The sequence below is a fragment of the Flavobacterium bizetiae genome, from assembly GCF_902804475.1.
GTDB lineage: Bacteria > Bacteroidota > Bacteroidia > Flavobacteriales > Flavobacteriaceae > Flavobacterium > Flavobacterium bizetiae.
The window spans coordinates 1-18,328 of record NZ_CADCSU010000061.1 but is presented as its reverse complement, the minus strand read 5'-3'; the positions used below and the strand labels follow the sequence as shown (position 1 = coordinate 18,328).

The following is an 18,328-nucleotide window of genomic DNA, read 5'->3' as shown; positions in this document are numbered from 1 at the left end:
GGCTTTTGAGAAACGCTTAAAGCCTATAGCTTACGGCTTATAGCCTACAATTATTTAATAATTTCTACAGTATTACCGTCTTGTAAGTTAATTTGACCTGTAATTACTACAGTTTCTCCGTCAGATAATCCTTTGATGATTTCAACCTGATCTCCTAAAATTCTTCCAGCAGTTACTTTTCTTAATTTTGCCACACCATTTTCAACTACAAAAATCTCGTTGCTGCTCACACTTCCTACGAAAGCATTTCTTGGTACAACCATAAGGTGTTGTTTTTGTTGGTTTGATGCAAAGTTTGCAGTTCCGTACATACCCGCTTTTAGGTCGTTATTTACATTATTTGTAATTTCAATTTCAACCGGGAAATTTAAAGACTCATCTGCTTTTGCAGCAATAAAAGTAATTTTTCCTGAGAACGTTTTATCAGGATAAACACTTGCTGTTACATTAATTTGGTTTCCTACTTTTAAACTAGCAACCTGATTTTCGTTTACTGTAACAACTAATTTTAATTTAGAAACGTTTACAATATCAAACAAAGCAGTTGCAGGCATACCCGTTAAGATAGATCCCGGCTCAATGTATTTTTTATTGATAAAACCATTAATTGGAGCTTTTACTTTAGTATCTCCAACATTAATGTTTGCTTGTTTTAAGTTAGACTCAGCATTTGTTAAAGCTAATTTTGCCTGATCTAATTGTTGTTTAGTAACTCCACCAGTTTTAAAAGCATTTTCGTATCTGCTGTAATCAGATTTTGCATTTTGGTAAACAGCCTGAGCTTGTTGAGCGCTTACATTAATTACATCACCTCTCATTGTTAATAAAGTCTGACCTACTTTTACGTAATCTCCTTCTTTAGCTAAAACACTAATTACTTTTCCTGATTTCTCAGCAGAGAATGTTAACTGCTGAATGGGTTGAAAGTTTCCGTTTGCTACGAAATCTAATGAAACTTCTTCTGTTTTTACAGGAGCTACTTTTACTGAAACTGCAGCATTTTTTTCTGCTACGATATCTGTTTTTTCTTTATTCTCTTTCTTATTATTATTTAAGACATATCCAATCACACCCAGCGCTGCGATTATGATTACGATTGTTATAATAGTTTTCTTCATTTTGTTTAGTTATTTAATAAGAGTTTTAAGTTCGCCTTTTGATTTGATTAGTGCTACTTCGGCAATTTTGTAATTCAATACTGCTCTGGTAAAGTTATTTTGAGCTTCAAGTTGTGCATTTTCAGCATCTAATAAATCTGTTAATGATGCTAATCCCTGAAGGTAATTGTTTTTTGTGTTGCTTAAGATTTCAGTAGCCAATTGCATGTTTTCTTTTTGATTCTTAATCGTTACAAGATTATTATCAATATCAGCCATTGCATTTCTGTAATCTAAATCAAGTGAAAGTTTGGTATCTTTCATATCTTCCTGAAGCGATCTGATTTCTACATCGGCTTGTCTTACTTTAGCACGAGTTCCGAATCCTGTAAAAATTGGCACATGCAGGTTTAATCCAATTGCTGAGTAATCTGACCAATAAACCCCATCTGAAGGTTTTGCAAACCAAGGCATTTGTGGCCCCTGACCAATATAATTATAACCGGCAGTTAAAGAAAGTGTTGGATAATATCCTGCTTCAACAGCTTTTTTATTGTAAACTAAAAGCTCTTCTTGTTTTTTCAAAAGCAAATATTCTGTTCTGTTTTCAACATTTGGTACTTCTGTTAATGCTGCAGGAACAACTTCAAACTCTTCTTTTGGCATATCAATTATAGTTTCGATAGGCATACCCATATAAAACTTCAATGCATTTTCCTGTAAAGTAATTTGATTTTTAATTTGCTGACGTTCAGTATCTATGTTCGACATTTTAACTATGATACGATCTAAGTCAATTTTTTTAGCTAAACCGTTATCAAACTGTCCTTTTACGATGTCACGAACTTTTGTTGTGTTTACGTAATTACTGTCTAATAAAACTAATCTTTCTTTTTGTACATAAACTGAATAGTAGTTATTAGCTACTCTTTCAATTACTTGCTCTTCTGTCAACTGATCGTTTATTTGATAAAACTCACGAGTAGATCTCGCTGCTCTTAATCCTGTAAAAACAGATTGATCAAATATCGTCTGAGTTAATGAAACTCCTGCGTTTGAAGTCCATTTTTGACCAAATGCTGCTTGAATCGTAGTTCCTGGCTGACCAAATCCTGCTCCATCAATAACAGTTGTCTGAATGATCGGATTGTGTGTTAAGTTTCCGTTTGCAGAAATTTGTGGCAACGCTCTTGATCGCACTTCCTGAATTTTGTACTCACTATTTTCAACCTGTAATCTTGCTTTTTTTGCATCGGCTTTATTTTCAAGCGCATAAACAAGAGCATCTTTCAGGGTTAGTGTTTTGACTTGTGCGTTGGCAGACAAGCCAATTGAACACAAAAATATAAGAATTATTCGTTTCATAGATTGATGATTAAATAGTAATTTTTTTAAGTTGTTTTTCTAATTCCAGTATTCCTTTTTCGGTTGCCATAGCTCTTGTATGGTATTCCAATGCTTCTAATTCTATTTTTTGTGCTTCTCTTTCTGAGACTGTTGTGGCGTTTATATGAAAAATTAAGGTGTAATAAAATTTTACATATAAATCTATATTTAAGTCCGGTCTGTATAAACCTTCACGGATTCCTTTTAAGATATTATCTCTGAAATAATGATTGCACTGATCGATTTCATGCGTCATTATATTTTGATAGATTTCAGGATAATGTTTTTTTAACTGATAAAGAGGTGATGTATCGGTTGCGTTTTTAAACATATCGCGAAACATTTCTCTAATTTCAAAATTTTCATGAATGGCGTTATAATTTTTCACTACAATAGTATCAATAACGTCATGAACTTGCTGGTGAACTGTAGAGGTACTTTCTTCGATCAGGACTTCTTTATTACAGAAATATTTGTAGATCGTTTTTTTCGAAATACACATTTCACCTGCTATATCATCCATCGTAACACTCTTAAAACCCAGTTTTAAAAATAACTCGGTCGCTTTTGATATAATTTTCTCTTTCATTTTAATTTTCAAATTATATTACAAATATACTCAGGAAACTAAAATCAGAAAAATAGTTTCCATGATATTTGTAATAATTTTACATTAACTTATTCATTGTGTAAGATTTATATACTAAACTCTAAATTTGCAATTAGTTTAATATCTTTTCCTAAAGCTAAACCTCCGTTATGATTGAACGAATTATAATCTAAACCAAAATCCTGACGTTTGATATCTCCTTTAATTTCAAAAGCTACTTTTTTCTCGCCATTGTAATTGTTAACGCCAATAAACTCAGCATCAAGTTCTACTACTCTGGTTACATCTTTTATCGTTAAATCTCCTTTGAAGAAATTGATGTTATTGTTTACTTTTTGAAAAGAAGTCGATTTGAAACTAATAATAGGGTGCTCATTTACATCAAAAAGATCCTGAAGTTGTAAATAAGTATCGATTTGTTGAAAACTATCTTTTTTGTTATTGATATCTAAAGAAAACTCAACCGATGCATCCTCAATTTCATTGTCTTCGATGTTCACATAACCATCAAATTTATTAGTCGTTCCTCCCATATAAGCAATTATCGAATGTCTCATTTTGATTAAAACATCTGATTGGCTAGAATCTAAGGTCCATGTTGTTTTCATAAATATTTGATTTTAGTGAATTTATAAATCATTCAAATTTCCAATGGAAACTTTTACAGTGTTCTGAGTTTCCAATTAAAAGTGCAAATATAGACAGGAAACTCTAAACACCAAAAAAGTTTCCAAGTTTTTTAAAAAATAATTTTAACACCTTAAGAATTAAGGGTTTTAGAGGCACTTTGAAGTGGAAACTCGCATTTAAAACTTTAAGAAAGGAATAATTCATTATGAATCGTATCTTTGGAGCTCGCAATTCAGATTATATTTTATGCACGATATTAGCCAATACCAGGATTTTTTTATCAGTTATTTAGAAAAACAAACCATTAGTAAAGAGCCTAAAAACCTTTATGAACCAATTGAATATATTTTAGGTCTTGGCGGAAAACGCATGCGTCCTGTACTTACTTTAATGGCTTCAGAAGTTTTTGATACCGATTATAAAGTAGCGCTTCCGGCAGCAATGGCGGTTGAAGTTTTTCATAATTTCTCTTTGGTTCATGATGATATTATGGATGATGCGCCTTTGCGAAGAGGACAAGAAACGGTGCATGAAAAATGGGATCTGAATACAGGAATTCTATCCGGCGATGCAATGCTGATTCTGGCTTATCAATATTTTGAACAATACGAACCGGCTGTTTTTAGAGATTTGGCAAAACTGTTTAGCAAAACAGCGCTTGAAGTTTGCGAAGGACAACAATGGGATGTTGATTTCGAAAAAAGAAATGATGTTACGATTCCGCAATACCTGAAAATGATCGAATATAAAACCGCTGTTTTAGTAGCTGCTGCCATGAAAATGGGTGCCATTGTAGCCAAAACTACCGAAAAAGAAGCCGATTTTATTTACGATTTCGGATTAAATTTAGGATTAGCTTTCCAGCTTCAGGATGATTATTTGGATGCTTTTGGAGATCCGGAAACTTTTGGAAAACAGGTTGGCGGTGATATTATGGTGAATAAAAAAACGTATTTGTACCTGAAAGCACGCGAATTTTCATCAGCTGAAAAAGCATTAGAATTAGAAAAATTATTCAGTTTACAACTAGATGATAATACAGAAAAAATAGCCACTGCAAAAGCTATTTTTAATGAATCGGGAGCTTCAAAAGCAACACAAGATGCTATAGAAATGTACACTTTTAAGGCATTTGAAACTTTAGATAAAATGGATATCAGCACCGAAAAGAAAGATATTCTTAGAACTTTTGGTGAAAATTTAATGGGAAGAAAAGTTTAGTTTTTTTTCTGCCACAGATTAAAGGATTAGAAAGATTTTTTTTCGCCACGACTCGAGCGATAGTGAACAGGCGAAGCAATTTCACGAATCTCCGCGAATTTTTATCCTAAAATAAATTAGTGACAATTGGTGAAATTCGTGGCAAAAAAATTTCACATTTACATACAGTAAACCCGACAGGTTGTAAAAAACTGTCGGGTTTATTATTTGAGAAATAATACAATCAGTGAAAATCTTTTAATCTGTGGCCTATTCTAAAACAAATCCTCAGGATCAACTAAATCTGATAATTTTTGTTTTAAATCGTCTTCTAAAATTGTTAATCCGTATTGGTAAGAAGCGTTCATCCAGCCAAAACCTTCTTCGGTTATAAAATCAAATTCGGTTCCTACGTTTCCGTATTCTGCGAAGATTTTGTGCGAGCTTATCGATAAATCAAATTTCTCCGGAATGGTTCCGTTATAATCAACTGCATTTCTGGTAATCAGCCAAAGCCAGCGATACACCATTTCCTGCGCTTCTTCATTAAAATTATAATTAAGCAAACCTTCCCATAAAAGCATTTGATGCGGCGCCCATCCAAACGGATAATCCCATTGTCGTATTGGCGCATTTTCATCAACACCGGCAATCGATTCTTTGGTACTTCCGGCAATTCCGCCTTTCATTTTAAATCTCGGAAGTGTCTTTTTAACCAAAATTTCTGCTTGTTCCGGCGTACTTATTTTCGCCCACAGCGGATAAAATGTTGGCGCGGCTTCAAAGAAATGCTGTTTTTCATTCACAAAATCATAATCAAGATAACATCCATATTCTGGATTCCAGCATAATTCATTGATTTTATCTTTTCTGGAAGCGGCTTTCGAAAGCCAATATTCACTTGAAAAAGATTTGTCTTCAAAATATTGAAATTCGTTTTTAAAGTACTTTTTAATCAAAAATGCAATGTCGGTTTCATATTTATAAAGTAAACTATTGATAGCAACAGTATTTAAATTGGCGCAAACTCCCACCAATCTATTGGTTGTATCGTGTCCGCTTTCGCGCATACTTCTATCATGAATAAAATACTTATCGAGTTCAGCGTCGATGACTTCTCTTTCGAGATATTTCTTCTCAAAATCGCGTGTTGAGAGATTATATTTTGGCGCATATTGCTCCAGAATATCATCAAAATGCCCCTCTTCTACCTCAAACGGAAGTCCGATTCCTTCTGCTTTATAACGATTTAAACCATTTGCCGTAAGTCGTTTTCCTTCTTCCATCCAAACGGTTTGGTATTCTTTTATGGCCGTTTTTAGATGTCTTTCGATCCAGAAAATATCAGGATTCGATTTTTCTAAAACATCTATAATTAGCGACGTATAAAGTGGCGGTTGTGTGCGAGTTAAATAATAGCTTCTATTCGCATTCAGGATTTTTCCGTAATGATCAATCTGATATTTAAAATTTTCTGCAATCCCCAAGGCAAGCTCAATTTTATCATCAATCAAAAGTCCTTTGGCAATAAAATAACTGTCCCAACCGTACATTTCATTGAATCTTCCTCCGGGAACTACAAACGGAACTCCTGAAATTTCATTGTTTTTTATCTGAAGTGCCAAAGCTAAAATTCCGGGCTTTTTATTAAGCGACAAAACATATTCTGGCGAAATATTCTTAGGCATTTGCACCACTTTCAATTTTGGCGTTACAGCTTCTAATTTTTTGAAATAATCAAAAACTATTTCGTCGCCAAAAGGCACATACAAATAAGCCAGTTCATTTTCGATCTTATTGTCTTCCAGAATTTTCTTTACACCATCAGCATCAATTGTTCGGGTAAGACCTTTCCAATACAGATTTTTTATTTTTCCGGAAATTCTTTTTACCGGATCTTCGGTAATTTCATTGAGATCAATTTCAGCAAATTCGGTATTGTTTTTTTTAGCCAAAGCCAATTCTTGCAATAAATTCGAAAGCTGATAAGTTCCTTCGATCAAAGCAGAATTTCCGTTTTCATCATTTAACAAAAACTTTTTTGGACCATGATCATCAATCGTTATTTTTTTATCGCCATCAGTATCTTCCTGATCCAATAATTTTTCGATGGTTTGGGCTATATGGATTTTAAATTTCATCTTTTGCAGTTATTTTTTTGAGAATAAAAAAGGATATTAATAATAAAGACATTGGAATTAAAGTAAAGTAAAAGGCTTTTTCCGGTCCTTCATTTTTAAACAACCAACCTGTTATTCTGGAACCTAATGTTCCGCCAAGGGCAGAAAATATTACAATTAATCCGGTCATTGAGCTTTGCAAATTCTTTGGTAAAGCACTTAACACAATAGAATTTAGTAAGGGATAAATGGGCGCTATAAATAATCCTATTAAAGGAAATGCAAAACCAATTAAGGGTATATCTGAAAGTGTATCGATGTTTTTTACCTCGAGACCTACGGTTTTAGGAAGTACAAAAACAACAATTAACATTGCCGAAAAAATACAGAAACTTAAAACCCAGATCCAGTTGACTTTTTTGGTTACAATACCGGCAATTAATCTCCCGACAGCTAATGAAATAGCCAAAATACTGGCCATCATAATGCTAATATTTTCTGGTAAATGAAGCACTTTTGTATTGAATGTTGGCAACCACGAAAGGATTCCCTGCTCGATCATGACAAACAAAAAGACACTAATAACAAAAATAACGGTAAGCAATTTTGCCATTAATTTGAACATTTGCATGAAATCATCTTTGAGATTTGCGCCTGCCGAAACTTCGGGCTCTTTGAATTTTACAAAAAATAAAAACAAAAATGACAGGAACGATAATGCAGCCAAAAACCAATATACATTTAACCATGAATTAGGATCGTTTTCGTTATTAAAAGCAGGAAATAGAAAATAAGCCAATGCAATACCCACCATAAAAAATCCTTCGATACTACTCATCAAAGCGTTGTGTTCTTTTTTGGTTTCAGTCACCGTGCCAATTAGCGAATAAACCGAAACTTTGATTAAGGCAAATGAAACTCCAACGGTTGCAAAAAGAATTTTAGCATTGTCGAATGAATTTCCAAAATACATAGAAATGCAAGCCAGAGTAACCAAACCCAAGCCTATCAGCATCGATTTTCTATAGCCTATTCTGGGTAAAAAAGAGGCTATAAAAAAGGATACAATAGCAATGGGCATGTCTTTGAAAGCTTCTAAAATACTTGCCTGAACTTCATCGACTCCGTAATTTTTTTGCGATTTTAAAATCACAATACCTACGCTGTTTAATAAAATAGCGAAGACAAAATAATTAAGATAAAGAGAGATTTTAATTCCTATGTTTTTCATTTTTTTCGGATGTGATTTGTTGCCGATGTTTTACATTTACGGTGTGGTTACGGTGTGGAGACGCACTGCTGTGCGCCTCTACAATACCGTATGTATAAATTTAGAAATTAATCGCTACCGAAAATCTAAACGCGCGTCCTAAAATAGGTCTTGCCATAAACACATCGCTTGCCGCAGATGTTGTTTGTCTTGGATCTCCTTCGGTCAAACCAATTTCGTTGAATAAGTTCGAAGCATCTACTGCGAAACGAAGATTATTATAAGTATAATTTAAACCTGCTCCCACTTCTTTATAAGCTGGCAAAACTTGTCTGTTATCCTGATTTGTGAATTTTTTATCGTAATAAGAAAACTGAACATAAGCGGTAAGATCTTTTGTAATATCTACTTCCGGTCTTAGGTTACAGAAAAATTTAGGGATTCTTCTTGCCGTATTTCCGTTAAAGTTAAAAGTAGAACCATCAGCATTTGTTCCTGTAAAATTATCGTACTCCGGTTTTTGAACAGTAAATGTAAAGTTCAGTTTTACAATACTATATCTTGCATTCGTTTCTACTTCAAGACCAATATTGTTTACGTCAGCAAATTTATTTTCTGAAGATCCATCAGATAAAATATCTGCAAAAGGAACATTTTTTAAACCCATGTGAAATAAATTCGCATTTACTGAGAAGAATGAACTTGCATATTTGTACCCTAATTCAAACTGATTTACTTCTGTATTTTTCAGTTTGCTTAAATCATCAGCATACTCATAAAAAGATTCTTCAATTGGAGATCTAAAACCGTGGCTGTAACGAACATATGAAGCCATTTTGTCATTAAATTTATAATTTCCCGCAGCAGTATAAGACCATTCGCTTACATCATATCTCCAGTAGGTATACGGATTTCCTTTTACCGTTGTCACCTTATCATCAGCTGTATTATTGTCTAAAATTCCTAAATCTTCGGCAAAAAATCTGGCGTGGTCTCTATATCCTGAATACTTGTCTTTGTTGTATCGTAAACCTGCGTTGAATGTTAAATTATCAGTTGCTTTAATCTCTGCATCAGCATAAATATCATTCAAAACTCCTTTTGTTTGTGCGTCTCTTTCTAACCAGGTGATTCTTTCTATACCATTCCAGGTATGATCTACTCCGCTTGTATTGTCTTTTACATTTAATAATCTTGGGTTATCAGAAACACCTACTAAATAAGAATTCCAGTTCCAGTATTGATTTGATTTCCAATTAGAATAATAATAACCAGCTGTTAATTTTACAGGATCTAAGTCAAAATTAAAAGAGAAATTATTCGCAAAATTGTTCATCTTTTTCTCGATGTGCCAAAGATCAGCTCTCATGATTAAAGCGTTTGGATCTAATTTTTGTCCGTTATCTACATAAGAATAGGTCAAATTGCTTGCCGTAGTATTTTGAACATCTGCTGCATATGCATCTTGTGTCCAGGGTCCTCCGTTAGGAAAAATGGCATTGTAATTTAAATCGATATTCGTGTTCTTGAAAGCATTTTTGAATGTTACTTTCTCTGATATTTTCTTTTTAAATTCAGCTCCAATAGAGTTGATAATTGGGTGAGAACCATCTTCTAAATCTGCACTAAAAGTTCCGCCACCATATTGAGGTACGTTTAAGTGACTTAAGTTTACTGATGTTAAAGTTCCATAATTTGGGTTAAATCCCGGGATTCCTTCTACTTTTCCGTTATTGCTTTTTAGCGGAATTGGCAAATAGAATGCGTTCCTGTCGTCAAGGTGTTTAAAGTTGATTCTTAAATAGTCGTTATCATCAAATTTATACGTGATGTTTCCTTTTATTTGTCCGCCTTTATTGGCTGTAAAACCTGTATTTCTTACACCATTATCAGCTCTGTAAAAACCTCCAACATTAAAAAATAATTTATCTTTAATTAAAGCGCCTGATAAATTAAGGTCAGTTCTGAACATTCCGTAATCTGAAGTCGTGAATTTTGCTCTTCCCATAAATTCATTCTGACCCGTTTTAGAAATAAAATTGATGATTCCACCTGGTGCATTATTGGCAAAAATTGAGGCAGAACCTCCACGAACAGCTTCCATTTTGCTTACCGTTTCGTCTAATCTGTAAAAAGTATCGGCGTTGGCAAATTGCAAAGCTCCATCTTCAAAAACCGGCAATCCGTCTTCCTGAATTTGCACATATTCATAAGCTCCCGCAGATGGTATACCTCTAGCAAAAAGGTTATTTCCTATTTCTCCTCCTGATGCTTCTACTACAAATCCCGGAATAGTTTGAAGCAATGCGGCTGTGCTCGACGGCGCTCTGTCTTCGATTGCTTTTGCTCCCATTGTGGTAATGGCAACACTCGATTCGAGTTTAGATCTTGGTGTTGATGATCCTGTAACCACCACTTCTTTTAAACTTTGTGATTCTCCTTCAAGAAGTAAATTTACCTCCAGAGATTCTCCTTCTTTTATCGCAATTTTTTTCTCGAAAGTTTTATATCCTACATTCGTTGCAATAATGGTATACGTTCCAGCTTCGATATTAGAGAACGAATATTCTCCGTTTTCATTGGTTACGGTACTTTTTCCTGTTTCCTTAATCGATACATTTGCTCCGGGAACGGTTACGCCGCTATCGTCAAGCACTTTTCCGGAAACCGTATTGGTATTTTGGGCAAACCCTTTATTGGGTAAAAAAAATAGGCACAACATTACAAGTAATGTACCTAAATACTGGTGTAGCTTTTTCATTTTTTTGTTCGGTTAGTTAGTAATTATGGTTATCACTGTCAAACTTAAAAACAAATAATAAGGAATATAGCAATTAAAAATCGAAAACGTTTTCGAAAACACCTAAAACGTTTTCGAAACTTAAAACTTTATCAATGCAGTTTATTTTTAGTACTTTTATTTCATGAATGACACAAAATTAATAGATATAGCCTCGGCATTAGGAATTTCGGTTACTACGGTTTCAAAAGCGTTAAAAGGATATACGGATATTAGTAAATCTACCCGCGCCAGAGTTATCGAAATGGCCGAAACGATGAACTATATGCCCAACTCTGTAGCGGTAAATCTTAGAACCAATGAAACCAAAACCATTGGTGTTATTATTCCGGCTACTGTACATCACTTTTTTTCGAGTGTATTGAATGGTATTCTCGAAGAAGCTGAAAAAAGAGGTTATCTGGTCATTATATTACAATCTAACGAAAAATACGAACTCGAGAAAAAGCAGCTTGCTCTATTAATTCAAAAACGAGTGGATGGCGTTTTAATGTCACTTTCAAATGAAACGGATGATTTTACTCATATTAATGAAGCCATTCGAAAAAATACTCCGGTAGTTTTATTTGATAAAATTGCCAAAAGGGTCGATTGCTCTAAAGTCGTTATTAATGATGCAAAAGCGGCTTTTGATGCCGTTTCGTACCTTATTAATAAAGGATACAAAAGAATTGCTCATTTTAGAGGTTCTTATGTTCCGCAAAACTCAATCGATCGCTTTTTAGGATATAAACGAGCCCTTGAAGCACACGGAATTGAATACGATTCGAAATTGGTTTACGTTTGCGATAACAATACTGATTTTGAAGACGGTTATGAAAACGCTCAAAAAATCATGACCGAAAATCCGGATATCGACGCCATTTTTGCGATTACAGATTTAGTGGCCATAGGGATTATCAAATACTTTAATGAAGCCGGAATAAAAACGCCGGAACAAGTTGCCGTTTTTGGTTTTAGCAATTGGTTTATGAGTACGGTTATTTCACCAAAATTAACCACAATTGATCAGCCCGGATTCGAAATGGGGCATCAGGCCGTTTCGCTTTTAATTGACGAAATTGTCGACATAAAAGAACATCGTCCGGTAACACATCAAATTATTGAACTTCCTACAAGAATCATTGAAAGAGAATCAACGGTTAAATGATTTTTTAGTTTTAACTTTGTCCCAATCTTAAAAAGCATCAATGTTTCCGATTCCTGAAAATACCGATATTTTATTGGCTGATGCCGAAAGTGGAAATCTATATTTAAGTCTGATTGAACAAATCAATAAAGACTTTAATTTAGCCAATGAAGGAATTGATTTCCCGATGAGTATTTCTCCCGAAGAATTAAAAATTCAGCTTCACGAAAAAATCTACAGAATGATTCAGTACAAATTTGCTGAATATCTCAATCTGCTTTACATTATTGATGTTCCTGAAAATGACATCAAAAAACTAGACGGTTCTGATTTGGTAATTCTTGCCGAACAAGTTGCTTTTTTGATTTTAAAAAGAGAATGGCAGAAAGTTTGGTTTAGAAATTATTATAAGTAAAGGTGCTTAGTTGCTAAGATGCTAAGGTTCTAAGTTTTACTATTTGGTCTGACAATATTTTTTAATCTGTCTAATTCAGTCCAAAGCCCAAATCCACTAGTATCTAGTTTACTTCCGACGATCTGGAAACGACCGCATTTAAAACAAATCTTTGCTATACCTACGGTTTCTTCTTTCTTCTTAAAAATAAAAACATCTCGGTATTCAGCTACACAAGCATATGCACTCATCTGCAAAGAATCCTTTTCGCTAAATACATTTTCTATTTCTTTTTGCTGCTTAACTGAAATATTGGATTTCTTGTAATTATGATTTAATAGAATTTTTTCAAAGTTTTTTTGTGCAATAGTATCGGGAAATTCAAACTCGAAAATATTAAGAAATTCTTTTTCCTTTTTAGTGTTATTATCTTTAGTAACTAGTGTAAAAAAATCTTTCTCAGAAAAATTCAAATAATAGTGATCAATCTTATCGGAATCAAAAAAAGGTCGCAATTCTTTCTTTACAACTTTTTGACTTTCAATATTTGTTTTTTTAGAGTCATTACAACTCCAAAATACAATAACAATAAGTATGAAAATATATTTCTTCAAAATTTTTCAGATTTAAAACCTTTGAACCTTTGTCCCTCTGAGCCTGTGAACCTCTTAGAAATATACTCTCACAAAAGGCATAAATCCTGAACCGTAAAGACTTCTGTTAGGATCATACAAAACATCGTAACGAGCACCAACAGTAACACTTCCTGTTCTGTAACCGGCACCAAGATATAAGGCCGTATTCCAATAATTATCTGAATAACTTGGTCTGTACGGAGTCGAATTATAATCAGTATTTACTCTTACCTGCTCTAATTCTGCAGACAACTGAATTTCCGGAATTGGATTTACAAGTCCCACTAAACTTCCTCCGTAAACATAAGAATTGTAATAACTTTTAGAAGACAAATAACCAAATTGCAAACCAACACCAACAGCCACAATTTCATTTACATTATAAATGGCACTTGGCATTACAGAAATATCGGTGTAGCCGGAACCAATTCCTAAACCAAGTCCTCCACCAAACTGAACTTTCTCCCAAAAATGATTGCTGTTGTCTATAACATACTTTTGCTGCGAAAATGCTGAAATTGAAAACAACATCACCAAAATCACAAAAAAAGGCTTGAAAACGATTGAGATTTGATTATAATTCATAGTTGAGTCTATTTTTAACAAATTTTTACGTAAAAGTACGTAAAAAAAAGATTTAAATAAATGCGATTGTTGTACTTTTGCCTTTCTATTTAACAAAAAGTATATTCACACATATTATGGATAGGTTTTCATTTTTAAATGCAGCGCATACAGAGTTTTTCGCACAATTATATGATCAGTATTTAGTAAACCCAGATAGCGTTGAGCCAAGCTGGAGAAGTTTTTTTCAAGGTTTCGACTTTGGACAAACTACTTATAATGACGAAAATCCAGTTCAACGAATTGTTGAATATGTGACTAGCGACAACACAGATTGTAGCCTTGTTTCTGACAAACTACAAAAAGAATTCAATGTACTAAAGTTAATCGATGCTTACCGTACTCGCGGACACTTGTTTACAAAAACAAATCCAGTTCGTGATCGTAGAACATCTTCTCCAACATTAGATATTGAAAATTTCGGATTAACAACTGCTGATCTTTCTACAGTTTTTGATGCTGCTCAAACTATTGGAGTGGGACCTTCTACTTTACAAGATATTGTAACGCGTCTTAAATCTATTTACTGCCAACATATTGGTATTGAATATATGTACATCAGAAATCCTGGCGTTGTAAAATGGATTCAGGATAAACTGGCTGTAAATGTTAATCAGCCTAATTTCTCTTCTGAAGAAAAGAAAACTATCTTAAACAAATTAAATCAGGCGGTTTCTTTCGAGAACTTCCTTCACACTAAATATGTAGGTCAGAAAAGGTTTTCACTCGAAGGTGGAGAATCTATCATTCCTGCTTTAGATGCTTTGATCGAGCAAGCTGCTGAAAAAGGTGTTGAACAATTCGTAATGGGAATGGCTCACCGTGGTCGTTTGAACGTTTTGGCAAACATCTTCGGAAAATCGACTCAGGATATTTTTGGCGAGTTCGACGGTAAAGATTACGATCAGGAATATTTTGATGGTGACGTAAAATACCACTTAGGTCTTACGGCTGACAAGAAAACAAGAACAGGAAAAAACATCAATATCAATTTAGCACCAAACCCTTCTCACTTAGAAACGGTTGGAGCTGTAATTGAAGGAATCACAAGAGCAAAACAAGATAAATATTACGCTGATGATTTCTCTAAAGTATTACCTATTGCCGTTCACGGAGATGCTGCAATCGCAGGTCAGGGTATCTTGTACGAAATCATTCAAATGGCACAGCTTGATGGTTACAAAACCGGAGGAACAATCCATATTGTAATTAATAACCAGGTTGGTTTTACTACAAACTACTTAGATGCTCGTTCATCTACTTATTGTACAGATGTTGCTAAAGTAACTTTATCACCAGTATTACACGTAAATGCTGATGATGCAGAGGCTGTTGTACACGCTGTATCTTTTGCATTAGACTACAGAATGCAGTTTGGTCGTGACGTATTTATCGATTTGTTAGGATACAGAAAATACGGTCATAACGAAGGTGATGAACCTCGTTTTACTCAACCAGTTTTATATAAAATTATCGCAAAACATAAAAATCCAAGAGATATTTATGCAGAGAAATTATTGTCAGACGGCGTAATCGATGCATCTTATGTAAATGCTTTAGAAAAGGAATACAAATCTGCTTTAGAGGAAAACTTAGAAGCTTCCCGTAAAAAAGATTTGACAATCATAACTCCATTCATGAAAAACGAATGGGACGGATTTGTTCAGGTAACAGATACGCAAATGCTTGAAAAAGTAAATACTACTTTTGACAAAACAGGATTAGATTCTATCATCAATACGATCTCAACTTTACCATCAGACAAAAAGTTTATCAATAAGATAACTAAAATTGTTACAGACAGAAAAGCAGGATACGACAACAATACTCTTGATTGGGGAACTGCAGAAGCATTAGCTTACGGTTCACTTTTAACAGAAGGATTCGATGTTCGTATTTCTGGTCAGGACGTAGAGCGTGGTACATTCTCTCACCGTCATGCTGTTGTAAAAGTTGAAGATTCTGAAGAAGAGGTAATCTTATTGAATAGTATCGAGAACAAAAAAGGAAAATTTGGAGTGTTCAACTCTCTTTTATCTGAATATGGAGTTCTTGGTTTTGATTACGGATATGCATTAGCAAATCCAAATGCTTTAACGATTTGGGAAGCCCAATTTGGAGATTTCTCTAATGGAGCACAAATCATGATTGACCAGTATATTTCTTGTGGTGAAGATAAATGGAACAACCAAAATGGTATCGTTTTATTATTACCTCACGGATATGAAGGTCAAGGTGCAGAACACTCTTCTGCAAGAATGGAGCGTTACTTACAACTTTGTGCAAGACAAAATATGTATGTTGCAGATTGTACAACGCCAGCCAACTTCTTTCACTTGTTGAGAAGACAAATGAAAACAAATTTCCGTAAACCTTTAGTAGTTTTCTCTCCAAAAAGTTTATTACGTGATCCAAGATGCGTATCTACAGTTGACGAGTTAGCAAACGGAAGTTTCCAAGAAACAATTGATGATAATACAGTAGATAAAAAAGCAGTAAAAACTTTAGTTTTTGTTACTGGTAAATTCTACTATGATATCGTTGCTGAAAGAGAAAACAACGGAAGAAATGATGTTGCAGTTGTTCGTATTGAGCAATTATTCCCTTTCCCTGCTGCACAACTTAAAGAAATCATTGCACAATATCCAAATGCTGATGATTATGTTTGGGCTCAGGAAGAACCTAAAAACATGGGAGCTTACAGCTTTATGTTAATGAACTTTGATCTTGTAAAATGGAGATTGGCTTCATTAAAAGCTTACGCTGCACCAGCATCAGGAAGTTACACACGTGCAAAACGTCGTCATGCAGATGCAATTAGAATGGTATTCGATAAAGATTTATTCAGATAAAAAATTAGTTTAACGTTTAAGGCTTAAAGTCGAACCAAACACTTTAAGCTTTAAACAATACAAACCTTAAACAAAAACAAAGATGATTTTAGAAATGAAAGTCCCATCACCAGGGGAATCAATAAAAGAAGTTGAAATTGCAACTTGGTTAGTAAAAGACGGAGATTATGTAGAAAAAGATCAAGCTATTGCTGAAGTTGATTCAGACAAAGCAACTCTTGAATTACCTGCTGAAATGAGCGGAATTATCACGCTAAAAGCTGAAGAAGGTGATGCAGTTGCTGTAGGAGCTGTAGTTTGTTTAATTGATACAAGTGCAGCAAAACCATCAGGATCTGCTCCGGCAGCAGAAGCTCCAAAAGCAGAAGCAAAAACTGAAGCTCCAAAAGCAGAAGTAAAAGCGGAGGCACCTAAAGCAGCGCCTGCTCCGGCAGCGACTTACGCTACAGGAACTCCATCTCCGGCAGCAAGAAAAATATTAGACGAAAAAAACATAGCACCGGCAACTATTTCAGGAACTGGTAAAGACGGAAGAATTACTAAAGAAGATGCTGTAAACGCAGTACCTTCTATGGGAACTCCAACTGGAGGAAACCGTGGATCTGAGCGTACAAAATTATCAATGTTACGTCGTAAAGTAGCAGAGAGATTAGTTGCTGCTAAAAACGAAACAGCAATGTTAACAACTTTCAATGAAGTTAACATGACGCCAATCAACCTGATCCGTAACGAATACAAAGATGCTTTCAAAGCTAAACATGGTGGTTTAGGTTTAGGATTTATGTCATTCTTTACAAAAGCAGTTACTAGAGCTTTAGAATTATATCCAGACGTAAACTCTATGATGGATGGTGATTATAAAGTAGCTTACGATTTTGCTGATATCTCTATCGCAGTTTCAGGACCAAAAGGTTTAATGGTTCCTGTAGTTCGTAATGCTGAAAACTTATCTTTCCGCGGAATTGAAGCTGAAATTAAAAGATTAGCACTTAGAGCTCGTGATGGTCAGATTACTGTTGACGATATGACTGGCGGAACTTTCACTATTACTAATGGTGGTGTTTTCGGAAGTATGTTATCTACTCCAATCATCAACCCTCCTCAATCAGGAATTTTAGGAATGCACAATATTATTGAGCGTCCGATTGCTGTAAACGGAAAAGTTGAAATTCACCCAATGATGTACGTTGCTCTTTCTTATGACCACAGAATCATCGACGGACGTGAGTCTGTTGGTTTCTTAGTAGCTGTAAAAGAAGCTTTAGAAAATCCTTTAGAATTATTGATGAACGGAGACGCTAAACGTGCTTTAGAATTATAATTGTAATAATTTTCAACAATACAAAAAAGCCTGTTCATTCATTTGAACAGGCTTTTTTTTCTTAATATTAGCTTAAATCTTGCTTAAGATGTTAATTTTTTACACAAATTTAAATTTTACCTTTTAAAAAATATTTTATTTAGAACAAATAAAAATAGCTTGTATAGTTGATAATCAACAACTAAATTTGCGCTATTAAAACCAATTCTAAATAAAAATGAAATATAAATTTACAATTTCTTTTTTGAGCTTTTGCTTTTTTCTATTGGCTGCTACAAGTATCTCAGCACAAGAAAGAGCCTATATTAAAGGTCAAATTA

Annotated in this window: 14 protein-coding genes; 5 read left to right on the top strand and 9 right to left on the bottom strand. The window is 34.2% G+C overall.

From position 1 onward, the window contains the following. Window positions 1-50: 50 nt before the first annotated feature. The 4 genes from FLACOL7796_RS06230 to FLACOL7796_RS06215 form a co-directional block, all read right to left on the bottom strand. The gene (locus tag FLACOL7796_RS06230) at window positions 51-1,118 is read right to left on the bottom strand and encodes an efflux RND transporter periplasmic adaptor subunit (RefSeq protein WP_173969952.1); all 1,068 of its coding nucleotides are present in this window, start codon (window positions 1,116-1,118) and stop codon (window positions 51-53) included. Window positions 1,119-1,127: 9 nt separating this feature from the next. Next, the gene (locus FLACOL7796_RS06225) at window positions 1,128-2,462 is read right to left on the bottom strand and encodes a TolC family protein (protein ID WP_173969951.1); all 1,335 of its coding nucleotides are present in this window, start codon (window positions 2,460-2,462) and stop codon (window positions 1,128-1,130) included. Window positions 2,463-2,472: 10 nt separating this feature from the next. Next, window positions 2,473-3,072, bottom strand: a complete 600-nt coding sequence (locus FLACOL7796_RS06220; protein WP_173969950.1) for a TetR/AcrR family transcriptional regulator — start codon at window positions 3,070-3,072, stop codon at window positions 2,473-2,475. A 107-nt stretch (window positions 3,073-3,179) separates the two neighbouring features. Further along, window positions 3,180-3,701 (bottom strand): YceI family protein, encoded by a 522-nt coding sequence (locus FLACOL7796_RS06215; RefSeq protein WP_173969949.1) that lies wholly within the window; start codon window positions 3,699-3,701, stop codon window positions 3,180-3,182. A 268-nt stretch (window positions 3,702-3,969) separates the two neighbouring features. Here FLACOL7796_RS06215 and FLACOL7796_RS06210 point away from each other — a divergent pair, with 268 nt between their 5' ends. Next, the gene (locus FLACOL7796_RS06210) at window positions 3,970-4,944 is read left to right on the top strand and encodes a polyprenyl synthetase family protein (protein WP_173969948.1); all 975 of its coding nucleotides are present in this window, start codon (window positions 3,970-3,972) and stop codon (window positions 4,942-4,944) included. A 254-nt stretch (window positions 4,945-5,198) separates the two neighbouring features. Here FLACOL7796_RS06210 and FLACOL7796_RS06205 read toward each other — a convergent pair whose 3' ends face one another. The 3 genes from FLACOL7796_RS06205 to FLACOL7796_RS06195 all read right to left on the bottom strand — a co-directional run bounded on the left by FLACOL7796_RS06205 (window position 5,199) and on the right by FLACOL7796_RS06195 (window position 11,014). Then, complete coding sequence (locus FLACOL7796_RS06205) at window positions 5,199-7,064, bottom strand: trehalase family glycosidase (RefSeq protein WP_173969947.1); 1,866 nt, start codon at window positions 7,062-7,064, stop codon at window positions 5,199-5,201. Next, window positions 7,054-8,274 carry an MFS transporter gene (locus tag FLACOL7796_RS06200; RefSeq protein ID WP_173969946.1) on the bottom strand — a complete coding sequence of 407 codons (1,221 nt, stop codon included), beginning with the start codon at window positions 8,272-8,274 and terminating at the stop codon, window positions 7,054-7,056. The genes FLACOL7796_RS06205 and FLACOL7796_RS06200 overlap by 11 nt, the downstream gene beginning before the upstream one ends. Window positions 8,275-8,374: 100 nt before the next feature. After that, entirely contained in the window at window positions 8,375-11,014 is a 2,640-nt protein-coding gene (locus FLACOL7796_RS06195) for a TonB-dependent receptor (protein ID WP_173969945.1), read from the bottom strand. Window positions 11,015-11,177: 163 nt separating this feature from the next. Between FLACOL7796_RS06195 and FLACOL7796_RS06190 the strand changes: the two genes are divergently transcribed. Further along, window positions 11,178-12,203, top strand: a complete 1,026-nt coding sequence (locus FLACOL7796_RS06190) for a LacI family DNA-binding transcriptional regulator (RefSeq protein WP_173969944.1) — start codon at window positions 11,178-11,180, stop codon at window positions 12,201-12,203. Between the two features lie 40 nt (window positions 12,204-12,243). Further along, on the top strand, window positions 12,244-12,597 hold the full coding sequence (locus FLACOL7796_RS06185) for a hypothetical protein (protein ID WP_173969943.1): 354 nt from the start codon (window positions 12,244-12,246) through the stop codon (window positions 12,595-12,597). A 29-nt stretch (window positions 12,598-12,626) separates the two neighbouring features. On the opposite strand, the gene FLACOL7796_RS06180 is transcribed toward FLACOL7796_RS06185, so the two are convergent. Next, window positions 12,627-13,190 (bottom strand): hypothetical protein, encoded by a 564-nt coding sequence (locus tag FLACOL7796_RS06180; protein ID WP_173969942.1) that lies wholly within the window; start codon window positions 13,188-13,190, stop codon window positions 12,627-12,629. Between the two features lie 54 nt (window positions 13,191-13,244). After that, window positions 13,245-13,796, bottom strand: coding sequence for a hypothetical protein (locus FLACOL7796_RS06175; RefSeq protein WP_173969941.1), 552 nt, complete (start codon window positions 13,794-13,796; stop codon window positions 13,245-13,247). Window positions 13,797-13,912: 116 nt separating this feature from the next. Between FLACOL7796_RS06175 and FLACOL7796_RS06170 the strand changes: the two genes are divergently transcribed. Further along, window positions 13,913-16,687 (top strand): 2-oxoglutarate dehydrogenase E1 component, encoded by a 2,775-nt coding sequence (locus FLACOL7796_RS06170; RefSeq protein ID WP_173969940.1) that lies wholly within the window; start codon window positions 13,913-13,915, stop codon window positions 16,685-16,687. Window positions 16,688-16,769: 82 nt separating this feature from the next. Beyond that, entirely contained in the window at window positions 16,770-18,008 is a 1,239-nt protein-coding gene (gene odhB / locus FLACOL7796_RS06165) for a 2-oxoglutarate dehydrogenase complex dihydrolipoyllysine-residue succinyltransferase (protein ID WP_173969939.1), read from the top strand. Window positions 18,009-18,328: the final 320 nt, after the last annotated feature.

Bases quoted from the DNA above. Each gene is read 5' to 3' on its own strand.
- FLACOL7796_RS06230 (WP_173969952.1), bottom strand. From the start codon at position 1,118: ATGAAGAAAACTATTATAACAATCGTAATCATAATCGCAGCGCTGGGT.
- FLACOL7796_RS06225 (WP_173969951.1), bottom strand. From the start codon at position 2,462: ATGAAACGAATAATTCTTATATTTTTGTGTTCAATTGGCTTGTCTGCC.
- FLACOL7796_RS06220 (WP_173969950.1), bottom strand. From the start codon at position 3,072: ATGAAAGAGAAAATTATATCAAAAGCGACCGAGTTATTTTTAAAACTG.
- FLACOL7796_RS06215 (WP_173969949.1), bottom strand. From the start codon at position 3,701: ATGAAAACAACATGGACCTTAGATTCTAGCCAATCAGATGTTTTAATC.
- FLACOL7796_RS06210 (WP_173969948.1), top strand. From the start codon at position 3,970: ATGCACGATATTAGCCAATACCAGGATTTTTTTATCAGTTATTTAGAA.
- FLACOL7796_RS06205 (WP_173969947.1), bottom strand. From the start codon at position 7,064: ATGAAATTTAAAATCCATATAGCCCAAACCATCGAAAAATTATTGGAT.
- FLACOL7796_RS06200 (WP_173969946.1), bottom strand. From the start codon at position 8,274: ATGAAAAACATAGGAATTAAAATCTCTCTTTATCTTAATTATTTTGTC.
- FLACOL7796_RS06195 (WP_173969945.1), bottom strand. From the start codon at position 11,014: ATGAAAAAGCTACACCAGTATTTAGGTACATTACTTGTAATGTTGTGC.
- FLACOL7796_RS06190 (WP_173969944.1), top strand. From the start codon at position 11,178: ATGAATGACACAAAATTAATAGATATAGCCTCGGCATTAGGAATTTCG.
- FLACOL7796_RS06185 (WP_173969943.1), top strand. From the start codon at position 12,244: ATGTTTCCGATTCCTGAAAATACCGATATTTTATTGGCTGATGCCGAA.
- FLACOL7796_RS06175 (WP_173969941.1), bottom strand. From the start codon at position 13,796: ATGAATTATAATCAAATCTCAATCGTTTTCAAGCCTTTTTTTGTGATT.
- FLACOL7796_RS06170 (WP_173969940.1), top strand. From the start codon at position 13,913: ATGGATAGGTTTTCATTTTTAAATGCAGCGCATACAGAGTTTTTCGCA.
- odhB (WP_173969939.1), top strand. From the start codon at position 16,770: ATGATTTTAGAAATGAAAGTCCCATCACCAGGGGAATCAATAAAAGAA.